The organism is Nocardiopsis ansamitocini, assembly GCF_030268225.1.
In the GTDB taxonomy this organism is placed as follows: Bacteria; Actinomycetota; Actinomycetes; order Streptosporangiales; family Streptosporangiaceae; genus Nocardiopsis_D; species Nocardiopsis_D ansamitocini.
Map to the genome: position 1 here is coordinate 329,199 of NZ_BSQG01000001.1, position 15,183 is coordinate 344,381.

At 70.0% G+C, this 15,183-nt stretch carries 14 protein-coding genes; 7 read left to right on the top strand and 7 right to left on the bottom strand.

Annotated elements, in window-relative coordinates:
- The first annotated feature begins 130 nt into the window (after positions 1-130).
- A complete protein-coding gene (locus QSJ59_RS01495) occupies positions 131-412 on the top strand; it encodes an isoamylase early set domain-containing protein (protein WP_285756823.1) in 282 nt (93 codons plus the stop codon).
- Between the two features lie 64 nt (positions 413-476).
- A complete protein-coding gene (locus QSJ59_RS01500) occupies positions 477-1,190 on the top strand; it encodes an SDR family NAD(P)-dependent oxidoreductase (RefSeq protein ID WP_285756824.1) in 714 nt (237 codons plus the stop codon).
- A 25-nt stretch (positions 1,191-1,215) separates the two neighbouring features.
- On the opposite strand, the gene QSJ59_RS01505 is transcribed toward QSJ59_RS01500, so the two are convergent.
- The 3 genes from QSJ59_RS01505 to QSJ59_RS01515 all read right to left on the bottom strand — a co-directional run bounded on the left by QSJ59_RS01505 (position 1,216) and on the right by QSJ59_RS01515 (position 4,379).
- A complete protein-coding gene (locus QSJ59_RS01505) occupies positions 1,216-2,985 on the bottom strand; it encodes an AMP-dependent synthetase/ligase (protein ID WP_285756825.1) in 1,770 nt (589 codons plus the stop codon).
- 100 nt (positions 2,986-3,085) lie between these two features.
- Positions 3,086-3,748: a PaaI family thioesterase gene (locus tag QSJ59_RS01510; RefSeq protein ID WP_285756826.1), complete on the bottom strand. Its 663-nt coding sequence runs from the start codon at positions 3,746-3,748 to the stop codon at positions 3,086-3,088.
- 190 nt (positions 3,749-3,938) lie between these two features.
- Positions 3,939-4,379 carry a GNAT family N-acetyltransferase gene (locus tag QSJ59_RS01515; protein WP_285756827.1) on the bottom strand — a complete coding sequence of 147 codons (441 nt, stop codon included), beginning with the start codon at positions 4,377-4,379 and terminating at the stop codon, positions 3,939-3,941.
- Positions 4,380-4,494: 115 nt separating this feature from the next.
- Here QSJ59_RS01515 and QSJ59_RS01520 point away from each other — a divergent pair, with 115 nt between their 5' ends.
- From QSJ59_RS01520 to QSJ59_RS01535, 4 genes are all read left to right on the top strand, one after another.
- Positions 4,495-5,334: a helix-turn-helix transcriptional regulator gene (locus QSJ59_RS01520; protein ID WP_285756828.1), complete on the top strand. Its 840-nt coding sequence runs from the start codon at positions 4,495-4,497 to the stop codon at positions 5,332-5,334.
- Between the two features lie 43 nt (positions 5,335-5,377).
- Positions 5,378-6,103: an AzlC family ABC transporter permease gene (locus tag QSJ59_RS01525; protein ID WP_285756829.1), complete on the top strand. Its 726-nt coding sequence runs from the start codon at positions 5,378-5,380 to the stop codon at positions 6,101-6,103.
- A complete protein-coding gene (locus tag QSJ59_RS01530) occupies positions 6,100-6,411 on the top strand; it encodes an AzlD domain-containing protein (protein ID WP_285756830.1) in 312 nt (103 codons plus the stop codon). The genes QSJ59_RS01525 and QSJ59_RS01530 overlap by 4 nt, the downstream gene beginning before the upstream one ends.
- 133 nt (positions 6,412-6,544) lie before the next feature.
- Complete coding sequence (locus tag QSJ59_RS01535; RefSeq protein ID WP_285756831.1) at positions 6,545-8,239, top strand: thiamine pyrophosphate-dependent enzyme; 1,695 nt, start codon at positions 6,545-6,547, stop codon at positions 8,237-8,239.
- A 72-nt stretch (positions 8,240-8,311) separates the two neighbouring features.
- Here the strand turns inward: QSJ59_RS01535 and QSJ59_RS01540 are convergent, their stop codons facing one another.
- From QSJ59_RS01540 to QSJ59_RS01550, 3 genes are all read right to left on the bottom strand, one after another.
- Positions 8,312-9,238 (bottom strand): RluA family pseudouridine synthase, encoded by a 927-nt coding sequence (locus QSJ59_RS01540; protein ID WP_285756832.1) that lies wholly within the window; start codon positions 9,236-9,238, stop codon positions 8,312-8,314.
- Positions 9,231-9,836, bottom strand: a complete 606-nt coding sequence (locus tag QSJ59_RS01545) for a signal peptidase II (protein WP_285756833.1) — start codon at positions 9,834-9,836, stop codon at positions 9,231-9,233. Before QSJ59_RS01545 ends, QSJ59_RS01540 begins: the two co-directional genes overlap by 8 nt.
- 226 nt (positions 9,837-10,062) lie before the next feature.
- The gene (locus QSJ59_RS01550; RefSeq protein ID WP_285756834.1) at positions 10,063-10,323 is read right to left on the bottom strand and encodes an amidohydrolase family protein; all 261 of its coding nucleotides are present in this window, start codon (positions 10,321-10,323) and stop codon (positions 10,063-10,065) included.
- 470 nt (positions 10,324-10,793) lie between these two features.
- Here QSJ59_RS01550 and ileS point away from each other — a divergent pair, with 470 nt between their 5' ends.
- A complete protein-coding gene (gene ileS, locus QSJ59_RS01555) occupies positions 10,794-13,928 on the top strand; it encodes an isoleucine--tRNA ligase (protein WP_432707428.1) in 3,135 nt (1,044 codons plus the stop codon).
- Between the two features lie 118 nt (positions 13,929-14,046).
- Here ileS and QSJ59_RS01560 read toward each other — a convergent pair whose 3' ends face one another.
- The gene (locus QSJ59_RS01560) at positions 14,047-15,132 is read right to left on the bottom strand and encodes a hypothetical protein (protein WP_285756836.1); all 1,086 of its coding nucleotides are present in this window, start codon (positions 15,130-15,132) and stop codon (positions 14,047-14,049) included.
- Positions 15,133-15,183 lie beyond the last annotated feature (51 nt).

A 15,183-nucleotide genomic window follows, 5' to 3' on the forward strand; every position in this document is an offset into this window, starting at 1 on the left:
CGACAGACAACACGCAGAGTAAGCGTGTCATTGCGATGCACCATAAGGCCGGTGATCGACACTGGTGCGGGGGTACGCGCCGTCTTGGACGACAGCGTGTCCCCGGCAACCGATCCAGGGGGAAGTGGCAATGATCAAGCGCTCGAAGCCCAGCAAGAACGGCCAGGTGAAAGTGACCTTCAGCCTGCCCGTCGAAGAGCCGGCGGGCCCGGTGTCGATCGTAGGGACGTTCAACGAATGGGACCCCTATTCGCATCCGCTGAAGCCGCGGGCCAACGGCCAGCGCAGCGTGGCGGTGACCGTTCCCGCCCAAAGCACCCTGCACTTTCGCTACCTCGGCGAGAACGGAACCTGGTTCGACGACACGGATGCCGACGCGGTCCACGAGGACGGTGGACGGCTGAACGTGTGAGGGGGTCGTGGACCGCCCGCCGCGCAGGCGGGCGTCCGCGTTCAAAGCGGCGGAAGGGGGCGGGATGCGGATCGACGGTGCACGGGTGATCGTGACCGGTGCTTCGGGGACGCTGGGCGGACTGCTGGCGACCGAACTGCACAGACGCGGTGCACGGCTGGGGCTGATGGGCCGCGACCAGGAACGGCTGGCAGCAACCGCCGCCCGGCTGGGCGACAGCCCTGCTGTGGGGTTCGAGGCGATGGACGTGGAGGCCGGGCAGGAAGCGGTAGGAGTGCTGGCCGAGCGGCTGGGCGGCCTCGACGCCATCGTGCTCGCGCACGGCGTCGCCGCCTTCGGAGCGGCCGTCGACGAGGACGATGCTGTCAACGAGCATCTGCACCTGGTCAACGCGTTGTCCCCGATGGCGCTGGCGCGCGCCGCGGTAGCGGCGTTCGGCGACGGGGGCGGGACTGTCGCGGCGATCTCCGCGGTACTGGTCGACTACCCGACGACGGGGATGGCCGCCTACTCGGCGAGCAAGGCGTCGTTCTCGGCGTGGCTGAGCGTGCTGCGCGCCGAGCAGCGACGCCGGGGGGTCACGGTGCTGGACGTACGCGCCCCGCACATGGAGACCGGCCTGACGACGCGGCCGATTGCGGGGAACGCTCCCTCGGCCCTGCCCAAGCCCTACGACACCGCCGAGTTCGCCGCCGCGGTCGCCGAGGCGATCGAGAAGGGGGCGGGGGTCCTCTCCTACGATCCGCGTGCCCGGTCCCTCTCCTCTCGCGCCCACTGACCGGTCCGCGCAGAGCCGCCCGGGTTCACCGCTTCGTGTACATCGCCTCGACCTCTGTGGCGTACGCGGACAGGACGGCGTCCCGGCGCAGTTTCAGGGTGGGGGTCAGCGTCTCGTCCGCCTCGGAGAAAGGCGTGTCCACGATGGTGAAGGCACGGATCGACTCGGCCCGTGAGACCTCGGCGTTGGCCGCGTCCACGGCCTCCTGTACGGCCGCGCGCACCTGCTCCCCCGATTCGAGCTGATCCCGGGTATCGGGGTCGAGGACGACCAGCGCGGTCACGAAGGGCCGCCCGTCGCCCAGCACCATGCACTGGCTGATGAACGGCTGGGCGCGCAGCCGCTCCTCCATCGGGCCGGGAACCACGTTCTTGCCCCCGGCTGTCACCAGGATCTCCTTCTTGCGCCCGATGATGCGCAGGTTGCCCTCGTCATCGAACTCCCCCAGGTCACCGGTGGCGAACCAGCCGTCGGTGAACGCCCCTGCGGTCGCCTCCTCGTTGTTCCAGTACCGCTGGAACACCTGCGGTCCCTTCAGGAGGAGCTCCCCGTCCTCGGCCAGGGCCGCCGAGACCCCGGGCAGCGGCGCCCCGACCGTGCCGGGCCGCACCCGCCCGGGACGGTTGGCGAGGACGGCCGCGGTGGTCTCGGTCAGGCCGTAGCCCTCGATGACCTCCAACCCCATGCCCCGGTAGAAGTGCAGCAGCCGGGCCTCCAGGCTGCCGCCTCCGGTGATCACGCGATTGGTGTTGCCGCCCAGGGCGTCCAGCACCCGGACGTAGACGAGCCGGTGAAACAGTGCGCGCCGGGCGCGCAGCAGGGGCCCGGGGCCGCCGGTGTCAAGCGCCTCGCTGTAGGCGACGGCGGTTCGGGTGGCAGCGTCGAAGATCCGCCCTTTCAATCCGCCGCCCGACCTGGCCTTGGCCCCGGCGTGGATCTTCTCCAATACGTAGGGCACGGCCAGCAAGAACGTGGGGCCGAAGGTCGTGAGATCGGTGAGCAGGCTGCGCACGCTGGCGGTATGGGCCAGGCGCACACCGGCGTGCATGGCGCAGACCTGGACCACCCGCCCGAAGACGTGCGCCAGCGGCAGGAACAGCAGGGTGGCCGGCCGCGAACCGCCGGGCCCGTCGGCGAACAGTTCGGGCAGCGCGGCGATGATGTTGTCGACCTCGGCGAAGAAGTTGGCGTGGGTGAGCACGCACCCCTTCGGTGCACCTGTGGTACCGGAGGTGTAGACGAGAGTGGCTGGGTCCGCCGGGACGACGGCGGCCCGCCGGTCCCGCACGGCGGACTCGGCGATCTCGGCGCCACGGCTCTGGAGGTCCTCGATCGCGCCCTCGTCCAGTACCCACACCTCGGGCGGGGTTGCGCGGTCGGCGGTGGCCGAACGGACCTTCTCCGCGCGCTCGGCGGTGTCGGTGACACACGCCACGGCAGCCGAGTCTTCGAGGATCCAGCGGATCTGCCCGGTGGAGGAAGAGGGATAGACGGGAACCGGGATCGCGCCGACGCTCCACAGCGCGTAGTCCAGCAGAGTCCACTCGTAACGGTTGTCGGCCAGGATCGCGACCCGGTCCTTGGGGCCGATCCCCGCTCCGACGAGTCCACGGGCCACCCGGGTGATGTGCGCGGCGAACTCCGCCGCGCTCACGTCACACCATTCGCCGTCGGTGAGTCGGGCGACAACGGCGCGGTCCGGATGGCGGGCGGCCGTGGTGAACACCGGCTCGGCCAGGCCACCCGTGCTGGGCGGGGTGGCGCTGGCAGGCACGGACCGGATGGTTGAGGTCATACCTCATCCCTATCGGACCGGACGGTGATCGCGCGCCGGGGTCGGGGCCGACCGGGCATGATTTTGACCATGAAACCCGCCTGCCCCCGCTTACGGCCGGTCAGGAACGCGACACGGCTACCTGGACCATGACCGCGGTGCCCTCTGCGGTGACCACACCGTGGTGGCGGATCTCGGCGGAGACGAAGACCTTGCGGCGCTCGGTGCCGGTGATTCGCGCGGCGACGGTCAGTTCGGCGCCGATGGGGGTGGGCTTGCGGTAGTTGACGTCGAGGTTGGCGGTCAGACTCGGGCGCCCCGTCATCGAGGACGCGGAGCCCAGTGCCTGGTCCAGCAGGGCGGCGACCCATCCGCCGTGGACGAGTCCGGGCGGCCCCTCGTAAAGTCCGTTGAGGGTGACCTCGGCGCGCACCTCCTCGCCGTCACGGACCAGCTCCAGGGGCGGGGCCAACGGATTGGCGGGGCCGGCCACGATGTTGGACAGGGTGCCGTATTCGGTGTGGCCGTCGGGCCAGGTCCGGTGGACCATGGTTCCCAGCGGGCGCGGATCGGCGCCGAGCTGCTCGGTGAGCGCGGCCACCGTCCGGGCGGCCCCGGCGAGGACTGCGGTGTCGGCCTGGGTCCGGGCCACGGCGTGCACCAGACCGCGCACCTGGTCGACCAGGTCCAGAAGCTCTGCGGGGAGTTCGCTGTGCTCGACGACGGCGAAACCGAGGTCGCTGAGGTCGGAAAGCTTCGCGATCGGCTGCGCGTCAACGGTCATAGGGGTTCTCATCAGTTCTGTTGGCACGGGGTGATGGCACGACGGGACGGTGACACCGAAACCGAATGATACTCGGTGGTAGTTTCGCAGGTCGGCGCCCCCTCCCTCAAACCGAATAACATTCGGTTAAGAGTGGGGGCGACGGCTCCCCGCTCCTGCCGCCCGATGGAGGACCTCCGCGTACCGGTGGCTAGCCCAGCTTTTTGGACATGTGCCGGTGTGCGATTCCCGCATCGTCGAATTCCGGCCCGTAGGCGGTGTATCCGAGCCGCTCGTAGAACCCGAGGGCATGGGTCTGGGCATGCAGTTCCATCTCGGTCAGTCCCCGCAGCACCGCGCGTTCCTCGATGGCACGCACCACCGCCGCTCCCGCTCCCGTACCGCGCGCATGACGCAGCAGGGCAAGCCTGCCGAGCAGGCCGCGACCGTCCACGACGACCAACCGCCCCGCCCCGATCGGGACCCCGTCCAAACGGGCCAGGAAGTGGTCGGCTTCCGTGTCACGGTGGTCCCACTCCTCCTCGATCGGCACCTGCTGCTCCGCCACGAAGACGGCTCCACGGATGGCGAAGACAATGGCCCGGTCCTGGTCGCTCTCGGCGACAACGATGTCCAACACGTCGCCGACCATAGCGGACACCTCGAACCGTCACTGGAGACCGGCCCCGTCCGCGTTTCCCGCACCGACGGCACCACCGCGACGGCCCGCGCAGAGCCACCGGCCACCGGCCACCTAGGCTGGCACCATGCCCACTGCCGAGCACGCCCGTTACTGGCGCCACCCCGGATTACCCGGGATGGACCTGTTGCGCGCCCGATTCGTGCGGCACACCTTCACCCGCCACGTCCACGACACCTACACGGTCGCCCTGATCGAATCCGGTGTCGAGGAGTACAGCTACCGGGGGCAGTTGCACCGCGTCGGCCCCGGCGACCTCGGCCTGGTGGACGCCTGGGAGCCACACACCGGACAGGCCGGGATCCCCGAGGGCTGGAGCTACCGGGTGCTGTACCCGAGCCGGGAACTGATAGGAGAGGTCGCCGCGGAGGCCGGGATCACGGGTACCTTCTCCTACCGGGACTCCCGGGTGGTGGACCCGGAGGCGGCCTCGCTCGTGCGCATGGCCCACCAGGCGGCCGAAGGCGGCGACTCGCTGGCGGCCTCATCACTGACCCGCATCGCACTGGACCTGCTGGTTCGGCGGCACGCACGCGCCGCGATCCGACGCCCCGAGGCGGCGCTCCCCTCCGCGCGCGCCGCAGTACTGGCCGCCGACCTCCTGGGCGAACGACTCCTGGACCCGCCGGCCCTGGAGGAACTGGCCGCAACCGCGCAGGTATCGCCCTTCGCACTGCTGCGAGCCTTCAGAAACACCTACGGTCTGCCGCCGCACGCCTGGCTCAACCAGCAGCGGGTCCACCGGGCCCGCACCCTGCTCTCCCAAGGGGACACACCGGCGGAGGTGGCCGCACGTGTCGGGTTCGCCGACCAGTCCCACCTGACCCGACACTTCAAACGGCACGTAGGGGTCCCCCCGGGAGCCTTCCGGCGCGGGGTGTTTCGCCCGGATGCAGGGGCGCAATAACGTTCAAGACCGGAGCGGGCCGTTGTGCCTAAGGTCGGTTTCCGTGAATCGATTCTCTTCTGCTTCCCCCGGCATCGCCCTGCTGAACAGGGCGCCTGTACGGGACGGGCTCGGTGTGGGCCTGGCCGTGGGGTTCTCCGGACTCGCCTTCGGCACAACCGCCGTCACCGCGGGGCTCTCGGTGGCCCAGACATGCGCCTTGAGTCTGCTCGCCTTCACCGGGGCCTCCCAGTTCGCGCTGGTCGGCGTGATCGCGGGCGGCGGCAGCCTGGTGGCCGGCACGCTGGGCGCCCTGCTGCTGGGCACCCGCAACACCCTCTACGGACTGCGCCTCGCCGACCTCCTGGACTGGCGCGGTGCCAGGCGCCTGATCGCCGCTCAGGGAGTCATCGACGAGACCAGTGCCGTGGCATTGGCCCAGCACGGACGCTCGGACGCGCGGGCGGGCTTCACCACCACCTTCGCGGTCCTGTTCCTGTTGTGGAACGCCACCACCCTGGTCGGAGCGCTGGCCACCGAGCGGATCGGCGACCCCAACGCCTTCGGACTGGACGCGGTCGGACCCGCGATCTTCTTGGCCCTGCTGTGGCCACGGTTGATGGAAGGCGGACGCACCCTTCTCGTCGGCGTGCTGGGAGCGGCGATCGCACTGGCCGCCACCCCGTTCCTGCCGCCCGGGGTTCCCGTCCTGCTGGCCTCCGCGGCAGCGCTCATCGCGCTGGACTCGCCCTCCCCCACCGGACCGACCGGCCAGGAGGACTCCCGATGACGCTGTGGATCGCCGTAATCGCCACCGGGATCGGCTGCTACCTGCTCAAATACGCGGGGTTGGCCGCACCTCGGCGTCTGCTGGACAACCCGTGGGTGCGCAGGTTCGCCATGACCGTTCCCGTCGCGCTACTGGCCGCGCTCATCGCACTGCAGGCCGTCGCGGAAGGCGATCGGCTGGTCCTGGACGTGCCCCGGCTGTGCGCACTGGCCACGGCGGTACTGGCTCTGCTCCTGCGCGCTCCGTTCCTGCTCGTCATCCTGATCGCGGCAGGCACCGCCGCGGGGCTTCGCGCGCTCGGGGTGTGAGTGACGCGCCGAACCGTTCGGGACAGCGTCGCGCACGGTTCGGCGCAACCCGCCGCACCGCTCATGCATCCCCATCGATGAGTGGGTAGGAGGACGGGGACCGACGGATCACGACAACGGACAAGGACCCCTTGTGGCCAAGCCTCCGCTTCCCGCCTCGACCGCCGCCCAGCAGGTGGTGGACGTGCTCGCCGCCGCCGGAATCCGGCGCTGCTACACCGTTCCGGGCGAGAGTTTCCTGGAACTCAGCGACGCCATGGAACTCCACCCCGCCATCACCCTGGTGTCCACCAGGCACGAGAACGGTGCCGGGTTCATGGCCGAGGCTGACGCGAAACTGACCGGGGTGCCCGCGGTCGCCGCGGCAACCCGCGGACCGGGCGCCGCCAACCTGGCGGTGGGCGTGCACACCGCGATGCAGGACTCCACCCCGATGATCGTGTTCCTGGGGCAGGTGGAAACGGACAACCTGGGGCGGGAGGCATTCCAGGAGGTGGATCTGACCGCCTTCTACGCACCCATCACCAAATGGGCCACGACGGTCACCCGTGCCGACCGGCTGGCGCAGACCACCGCGCAGGCGGTGCGGATCGCCACCTCCGGCCGTCCGGGACCGGTCGCCGTCGCGGTCCCCGCCGACCTGTTCGGCCAGGTGGTGGAGGAACCGGCAGCGCTTGCGGGAACGGTGCGACAGGCGCGCCCCGCGCTGGGGGACGACGAGCGGGACCGACTGGCGGGTTGGCTGGCCGCCGCAGAGCGTCCGGTCATCATCGCGGGCGGCGGCGCCCGGTGGGCCCGAGACGAGCTGGTGGCCGCCGCCGAGCACTTCCGGGCCGGGGTGTACTCCTCGTTTCGCCGACAGGACGTCTTTCCCAACGACCATCCGCTGTACCTGGGGCATCTGGGACTCGGCTGCCCCAAACCCGTGCTGAACGCGCTCGAGGAGGCCGACGCGGTCCTGGTGGTGGGCTCGCGGCTGAGCGAGATCACCACCCAGACCTACCGGCTTCCCGAGAGCGGCGCTCCCGGCAGCGAGCCCTCGGTCGCCCAGATCGACATCGACCCCGCCCAGGTGGGCGCGGTGACCAAGGTGTGGCTGGGCGCGGTCGCCGACAGCGGGCGCGCATTGGCGGCGCTGGCGCAAGTACCGGTGGAACCGCAGCAACGCGACTGGTCCCGTGCCCACGGGGCGTGGGTGGACACCTGTACCGCGCCGGCAGGGGTGTTCGAGCACCCGGGGGGCCTGCTGCACCCGTGGGCGGTGGTGGAGACCATGCGCCGGCTGCTGCCCGAGGACACCGTGGTGACCAACGACGCGGGAAACTTCGCGGCGTTCCTGCACCGTGGCTGGTCCTACCGCGCACCCGCCACCCAATTGGGGCCCACCAGCGGCGCGATGGGCTATGCGGTGCCCGCCGCGGTGGCCGCCAAACTGGCCGAGCCCCAGCGCACCGTGGTGGCGGTGGTCGGCGACGGCGGGCTGCTGATGACCGGTCAGGAATTGGAGACCGCAGCCCGGCTGGGACAGCGCATCGTGGTCGTGGTCTTCCAGAACGGGCTCTACGGCACCATCGCCATGCACCAGGCCCGCGAATTGGGGCGTACCGCGGCGGTGGAGATCAGTGGGCCGCTGGACCTGGCCGGCTATGCCCGTGGCCTGGGCGCGCTGGGAGCCACCGCCACCACCCCGGCAGAACTGGAGAAGGCGCTGCGGGCGGCGCTGGAGGCCGACGGCCCCACGCTCATCGACTGCCGCACCGACCCCGACATCATCAGCCCCGAGACCACTCTGTCGGAACTGATCGAGGGGCACGCCGACCGGGGCTGATGATGTGCTCGCCCTCGGATCCACCTGCGCCGACACCGGCTGCGGGCACGGGGCCTCCTGCCGCGACCGGGGTCAGTCCTCGCGCAGAGCGGCCAGGGCCTGCTCCAGGTCGTCGGGGTAGGGGCTCTCGAAACTCACCGGCCGGTGCTCGGTGGGGTGGTCGAAGGCAAGGCGTACCGCGTGCAGCCACTGGCGGCGCACACCGAGCCGCTCGGCGAGGGTGGGGTCGGCTCCGTAGAGGTGGTCGCCCACGCACGGGTGCCGGGTGGCCGACATGTGCACCCGGATCTGATGGGTACGGCCGGTCTCCAGCTTGACCTCCAGCAGGCTCGCCGCGCGAAACGCCTCGATGGTGTCGTAGTGGGTGACCGAGGGGCGTCCTCCCGCGACGACGGCCCACCGGCCGTCTCCCGCGGGGTGGCGGTCGATGGGCGCGTCGATGGTGCCGCGCAGCGGGTCGGGATGCCCCTGGACCAGCGTGTTGTAGTACTTGTCCACTGTGCGCTCCTTGAAGGCGCGCTTGAGGACGCTGTAGGCGGTCTCGCTCTTGGCGACCACCATCAGGCCGGTGGTGTTGGCGTCGAGGCGGTGGACGATCCCCTGGCGCTCGGCCGCACCGCTGGTGGCCAACTGCACCCCCGAGGCCAGCAGCCCCTCAAGAATCGAGGGGCCGGTCCATCCGAGAGTGGGATGGGCGACCACCCCGACGGGCTTGTCCACGACCACGATGTCGGCGTCCTCGTGGACGATACGCATCCCGGGCACGGCTTCCGCGCGCGGCACCGGAGCGCTCGGGGGCGGAGGCAGCGCGACATCCAGCCAGGAACCGGCCTGCACGCGGTCGGACTTGGCCGCCGCTCCCCCGTCGACCAGGACGTTTCCCTCGGCGATCAGTTCGGCGGCGCGCGTGCGGGAGAACCCGAACATGCGGGCGATGGCGGCATCGAGCCGGTCGCCTTCGAGCCCGTCGGGTACCGGCAGGCTGCGGTGGTCACTCACGACCGTTCTCCTCAGTGGTGGGGCGCGGGGCGTCCGGGCCGGCAACCGGCTCCGCCCCGTCGCGGGTGCCGTCGATGTTGATACCGCGGAAAGCCAGCACCACCGCGAGTATGCCGCCGCACACGATGGCGGAGTCGGCGATGTTGAAGACCGGCCAGTTGGGCAGCTGAATCCAGTCCACGACGTGTCCGTGCAACGGCGCGGGCGGGCTGAACAGGCGGTCCGACCAGGTGCCGACCGCCTCGGGCCCCGTCAGGGCAGCCGACACCTCACGGGTGTCGGGTCGCCAGACCCGGTCGATGAAGTTGCCGGTGGCCCCGCTCAGGATCAACCCAAGCGACACGGTCCAGCCGAAACTGCGCAACCGGCCCGAGATCCGCAGGATGTAGACGATCACACCCACCATGATCAGACTGAAGACCCAGGTCATGCCGGTTCCGATGGAGAAGGCCGCGCCCGGGTTGAACACAAGCGTCAACTTCAGGAACCCGCCGAACAGGACAACAGGGTCCATGGGGGTGAAGTTGGCGAGCGCGATTTCCTTGGTGGCGAAGTCCGCGACCACCAGGACCACCGCGATGGCCAACAACAGGAGCACATAGCGGCGCGGCCTGCTCGGACGCGCGGCGGGCGCGGTCTCGGGGCCCCGGTCGGGGTCGACGTCGTTCAGCGGAACTCCTCAAGCGTGGTCGCGCCCAATGGACGCAGTGGTCGTCCGGGGGCGTCTCGCGCACTGGCCGGCGCGTCCGGCGGATCGGGGAACGCGCGAAACCCCCAGTGTAGTGGGGGGCTCATCCGGGTCGGCCTGCCCCGGGCGGCACGGATCACCCGGCCCGGGTGCTTCCGTCGTAGTCCTGGGCCAGCGCATCGAGGTGGGGTTGGTCCAGAGCGGCCGGTCCGCCGTGCGGACCGGTGTGCACCTCGATCACCCAGTCGGTGTCCTCGCTCCCCCCGGACAGTGGGTTCCGGCCGACCGTGCACGGTTCGTAGCCCTGGTCCTCCAACTGCTCGGCCAGCTCTTCGGCGTCCTCCCTGTCCTGCAGTGCCACCAGGACGCTCCCCGGCAAGGGCGTCGTGTCTGCCATGTCAGGCGCTCCTCTTGATCACATGGTTCGTCGCACGGTCTCGCCGCAAGTATGCCGTGGCCCCGGTCACCCGGCGAAAACTGCCATGAGCGCCTTGCCAGGTGCGTTATCCTCTGTTCCAGCAAGGCGTAGACGGGGACGAGTACCGCGCCGGACACGACCGTGAGCGACCCGGGACTGGTGCGAGCCGGGGGCACGACCGTGCGGGAAGATCACCCCTGAGCCGCCGGAGGAAAGGCGCGGACCCCCAACGGGTTCAGCACCCACTAGAACCGGCAGCGGCAGCAACGAAGTGGGACGTGTTCCTTCGCTCGGAGGACACCTCCAAGGAGGGTGGTACCGCGGGGCCGGGTCAATCGGGCCTCGTCCCTCCGTCAGGCCAGTTTTCCTGATGGAGAAAGGTACGCCCCGTGTCCGACGACGCCCCTCGGCCCCTCCCCGCTCTTCCCGCGCAGATCGACCTCCCCGCGATGGAGCACGACGTACTGCGCCGATGGTCGGAGCAGAAGGTCTTCGATCGTTCCCTCGAACAGACCCGGGGCGGCCCCAACTGGGTGTTCTTCGAGGGTCCGCCCACCGCCAACGGCCAGCCCGGCGTGCACCACGTCGAAGCGCGCGTGTTCAAGGACGTGTTCCCGCGCTTCAAGACGATGAAGGGCTTCCACGTCAACCGCAAGGCGGGCTGGGACTGCCACGGCCTGCCGGTCGAGGTCGCGGTGGAGAAGGAGCTCGGCCTTTCCGGCAAGAAGGACATCGAGGAGTTCGGTGTCGCCGAGTTCAACGCCCGTTGCCGCGAGTCGGTGCTGCGCAACGTGGACGCCTTCACCGCGATGACCGAGCGCATGGGCTACTGGGTCAACATGGACGAGGCGTACCGCACCATGGACCCCGAGTACGTGGAGTCGGTGTGGTGGTCCCTGAAGCAGATCTGGGACAAGGGTCTGCTGACCCAGGACTACCGGATCAGCCCGTACTGCCCTCGCTGCGGCACCACCCTGTCCGACCACGAGGTCGCCCAGGGCTACGAGACCGTGACCGACCCGTCGGTCTACGTGCGCTTCCCGCTGGCCTCCGGGCCGCTGTCGGAGGGGGACGCGGCGGCTTCGCTGCTGGTCTGGACGACCACCCCGTGGACGCTGGTGTCCAACACCGCTGTCGCCGTGCATCCCGATGTGGAGTACGTGGTCGCCAGCGACGGCACCGAGCGGTTGATCGTAGCCGAACCCCTGGTCGGCGCGGCACTGGGTGAGGGCTGGACTCTCACCGGCGAGCGCTTCACCGGGGCACAGATGGAACGGTGGTCCTACCGCCGCCCCTTCGAACTGGTGGACTTCGAGGCACCCGCGCACTTCGTGGTGCTGGCCGACTACGTCACGGTGGAGGACGGCACCGGCCTGGTGCACCAGGCCCCGGCGTTCGGCGCGGACGACATGCTGGTGTGCCGCGCCTACGGACTCCCGGTGGTGAACCCGGTCCGCGCCGACGGAACCTTCGAGGAGAAGCTGGACCTGGTCGGGGGCCTGTTCTTCAAGACCGCGGACAAACCGCTGGTGGCCGACCTGAAGGCACGCGGCCTGTTGTTCCGCCACGTCGCCTACGAGCACAGCTATCCGCACTGCTGGCGGTGCCACACGGCACTGCTCTACTACGCGCTGCCGTCGTGGTACATCCGCACCACCGAGATCAAGGAACGGCTGCTGGAGCAGAACGCCGGCACCAACTGGGTCCCCGAGAACGTCAAGGACGGCCGCTACGGCGAGTGGCTGCGCAACAACATCGACTGGGCCCTGTCGCGCAGCCGGTACTGGGGAACGCCGCTCCCCATCTGGCAGTTCCCCGACGGCCGCCAGATCTGCGTGGGCTCGCTCAAGGAACTGGGCGAACTGAGCGGCCAGGACCTGTCCGCCCTCGACCCGCACCGCCCCTATGTGGACGACATCGTCATCCCCGACCCCGAGGCCGACCCCTCCCTGCCACTGGAGCAGCGGGTGGCGCGCCGGGTTCCCGAGGTGATCGACGTGTGGTTCGACTCCGGTGCGATGCCGTTCGCCCAGTGGGGGGCACCGCACCGCAACCTGGAAACCTTCGAGGCGAATTTCCCGGGCCAGTACATCTGCGAGGCCATCGACCAGACCCGCGGCTGGTTCTACTCGATGATGACGGTGAGCACGCTGGTCTTCGGCGAGTCCTCCTACGAGAACGTGGTCTGCCTGGGCCACATCCTCGCCGAGGACGGCCGCAAGATGAGCAAGCACCTGGGCAACATCCTGGAGCCGATGCCGGTGATGGACCGGCACGGCGCAGACGCGCTGCGCTGGTTCATGGCGGCCAGCGGCTCACCGTGGATGCCGCGCAAGGTCGGGCACGCGGCGCTGGAGGAGATCGTCCGCAAGGTCCTGCTGACCTACTACAACACCGCGTCCTTCTTCACCCTGTACGCCGGTGCCGGCGAGCGCCCGTGGAGCCACTCCCGCCTCGCCGAGGCGCCCGAACCGACACAGCGCCCGCTCATCGACCGCTGGGTGCTCTCCGAGCTGAACAGCCTGGTGCGGACGGTGGACGCGGCGCTGGAGCGGTTCGATCCGGCAGCGGCCGGACGCGCCATCACAGCGTTCGTGGACGACCTGTCCAACTGGTACGTGCGACGCTCGCGGCGCCGATTCTGGGCGGGGGCCAACACACCCGAGGGCGCCGCGGCGTTCGCGACGCTGTTCGAGGCGTTGGAAACAGTCACGCTCCTGATGGCGCCCATCGTGCCGTTCCTGACCGACCACGTGTGGAACGCATTGCGCCGTCCCGAAGCAGCCGAATCGGTGCACCTCGCGGCGTGGCCGGTGGCCGACGAGTCGCTGATCGACACCGGACTGTCGGGGCAGATGGCTCTGACCAGGCGCCTGGTGGAACTGGGTCGGGCCGCGCGGGCGGACTCCGGCCAGCGCACGCGCCAGCCGCTGGCCAGGGTCCTCGTGGGTGCGGCCGGATTCGGTGACCTGCCCGAGCAGCTCCGGGGCCAGATCACGGAGGAACTGAACGTCCTCGAACTCGACCCGTTGTCCGTGGTGGGCGGCGACCTGGTGGACTACTCGGTCAAACCGAACTTCCGGGCACTGGGCAAGCGGTTCGGCAAGGGGACGCCGCCGGTGGCCAGGGCGATCCAAGCCGCAGACGCCAAGGCCCTCGTGGAGCGGCTGCGCGCGGAAGGGGCCGCCGTGGTCGACGTAGCGGGCGAAGACGTCACCGTGGATCCGGAGGAGGTCCTGATCACCGAGCAGCCCCGCGAGGGATGGGCGGTCGCCACGGAGTCGGGTGAGACGGTCGCCCTCGACCTGGAGCTCACCCCTGCATTGCGCAGGGCGGGTCTCGCCCGCGAGGTGGTCCGCCTCGTCCAGGATGCCCGCAAGTCCAGCGGCCTGGACATCTCCGACCGGATCGAACTGTGGTGGTCGGCCACCGACGACACCACGGGGGAGGCCATCACCGAGCACGCGGAAACCATCGGCAGCGAAGTCCTTGCGGTCTCCCTCTCCGAGGGCAAACCGAACGGCAACGCGCACGAAGTGTCCTCCACGGACTTCGGAGTGGCGCTATGGCTGCGTAAGTTCTAGCGGTGTCGCGGGGCCGGTCGCCGGGGTCCGCCCCTCGGCGGCCGGCCCGCTGCCGTATACGCCCGCCGGCGTGGGCGGGAGTCCGACCGGGTCGGGTCGTGGGCCGGCGTGTACCGCGCTAGCGGTCCGCGTGCTTGAGCGTCGTGGCCTTCTCGGGCACGTCAGCGGAGGGGGCCTCGGGGCCGTCTGCGGGCCCGACGTCGTCTTTCGGCGCCGCGTCGTCGGCTGGCGGCCGCGGATCGGCGTCGGTGTCCTGGGCCTCGACAGGCTGGGCGTCGTCCTTCTCGGGGTCAGCCGTCGCAGAGGGATCCGCCTCGGCGGGCTGGGCGTCGTCCTTCTCGGGGTCAGCCGTCGCAGAGGGATCCACCTCGGCGGGCTGGGCGTCGTCCTTCTCGGGGTCAGCCGTCGCAGAGGGATCCACCTCGACGGGCTGGGCGTCGTCCTCTGCTTCAATGAGGCCGGCTTCGGCCGGTTCTTCGTCTCCCGCCGCCCCTGCCGTATCGGCTTCGGCAGGAGAGGCATCGCCGTCTTCGGCGGTGTCGACGGCAGGCGGGACAGCCACCCCGTCGGCGGAGCCGGTTGGCGACGGAGGCTGCGCAGCGCCTTCGCCGGGAAGATCAACAAGCGATTCGTTCGTCACGTCTGCGGACCGTTCATCCGCCTTGGCGACGTTGCGCGCCAGATCTGCGGTTGCGCAGTCGTCCTCGGCGGGCGGCGAGGAATCGGGCTCCACCTCGTCGGCAGTGGAGTCAACGGCGGACGTGTCCTCGTCCACCGGGTCGGGGTGGCCGTCGCAGGACGGTAGGGAACTGGGTACGGCAGGAGGACGGTCCGCGGACTCCCCTGAAAACGCGGCAGCCCGCACCGGTTGCGAAACCGGTGCGGGTGCAGTCGTGCCGGTGCTGCCGGCCTCCTGGTTCGAGTCTGCGGCGGACATCACCGCCGGAACCGGAGCTGCTTGGACGGACGCCTTCCCCAAACCGTCCGTCCCGAGCACTCCCACGGCATCCGAAACCAGGTGGTCCCTGCGCTGTTTCGCACCGAACAGGTTCTTCCTGTTGCGGACGAACTCTATCGCGAGCAGGACAGCAGACAGGCCGCTGATGCCGATCGCGATATAGACCAGAGTCAGCTCTGCGAGCGCCAGCGCCACGCCGATCACGACGAATGCCGCGATGACGAGGACCAGGCAGATGATGATCACCGGGTTGGATGCCTTTTCACGAACTCGAGGAGCTCATTGTCGTAATGCGGT

Coding starts and splice junctions, on each gene's coding strand:
- QSJ59_RS01550 (WP_285756834.1), bottom strand. CDS start 10,323: ATGGCAGACACGACGCCCTTGCCGGGGAGCGTCCTGGTGGCACTGCAG.
- QSJ59_RS01495 (WP_285756823.1), top strand. CDS start 131: ATGATCAAGCGCTCGAAGCCCAGCAAGAACGGCCAGGTGAAAGTGACC.
- QSJ59_RS01500 (WP_285756824.1), top strand. CDS start 477: ATGCGGATCGACGGTGCACGGGTGATCGTGACCGGTGCTTCGGGGACG.
- ileS (WP_432707428.1), top strand. CDS start 10,794: ATGGAGCACGACGTACTGCGCCGATGGTCGGAGCAGAAGGTCTTCGAT.
- QSJ59_RS01505 (WP_285756825.1), bottom strand. CDS start 2,985: ATGACCTCAACCATCCGGTCCGTGCCTGCCAGCGCCACCCCGCCCAGC.
- QSJ59_RS01510 (WP_285756826.1), bottom strand. CDS start 3,748: ATGACCGTTGACGCGCAGCCGATCGCGAAGCTTTCCGACCTCAGCGAC.
- QSJ59_RS01520 (WP_285756828.1), top strand. CDS start 4,495: ATGCCCACTGCCGAGCACGCCCGTTACTGGCGCCACCCCGGATTACCC.
- QSJ59_RS01530 (WP_285756830.1), top strand. CDS start 6,100: ATGACGCTGTGGATCGCCGTAATCGCCACCGGGATCGGCTGCTACCTG.
- QSJ59_RS01515 (WP_285756827.1), bottom strand. CDS start 4,379: ATGGTCGGCGACGTGTTGGACATCGTTGTCGCCGAGAGCGACCAGGAC.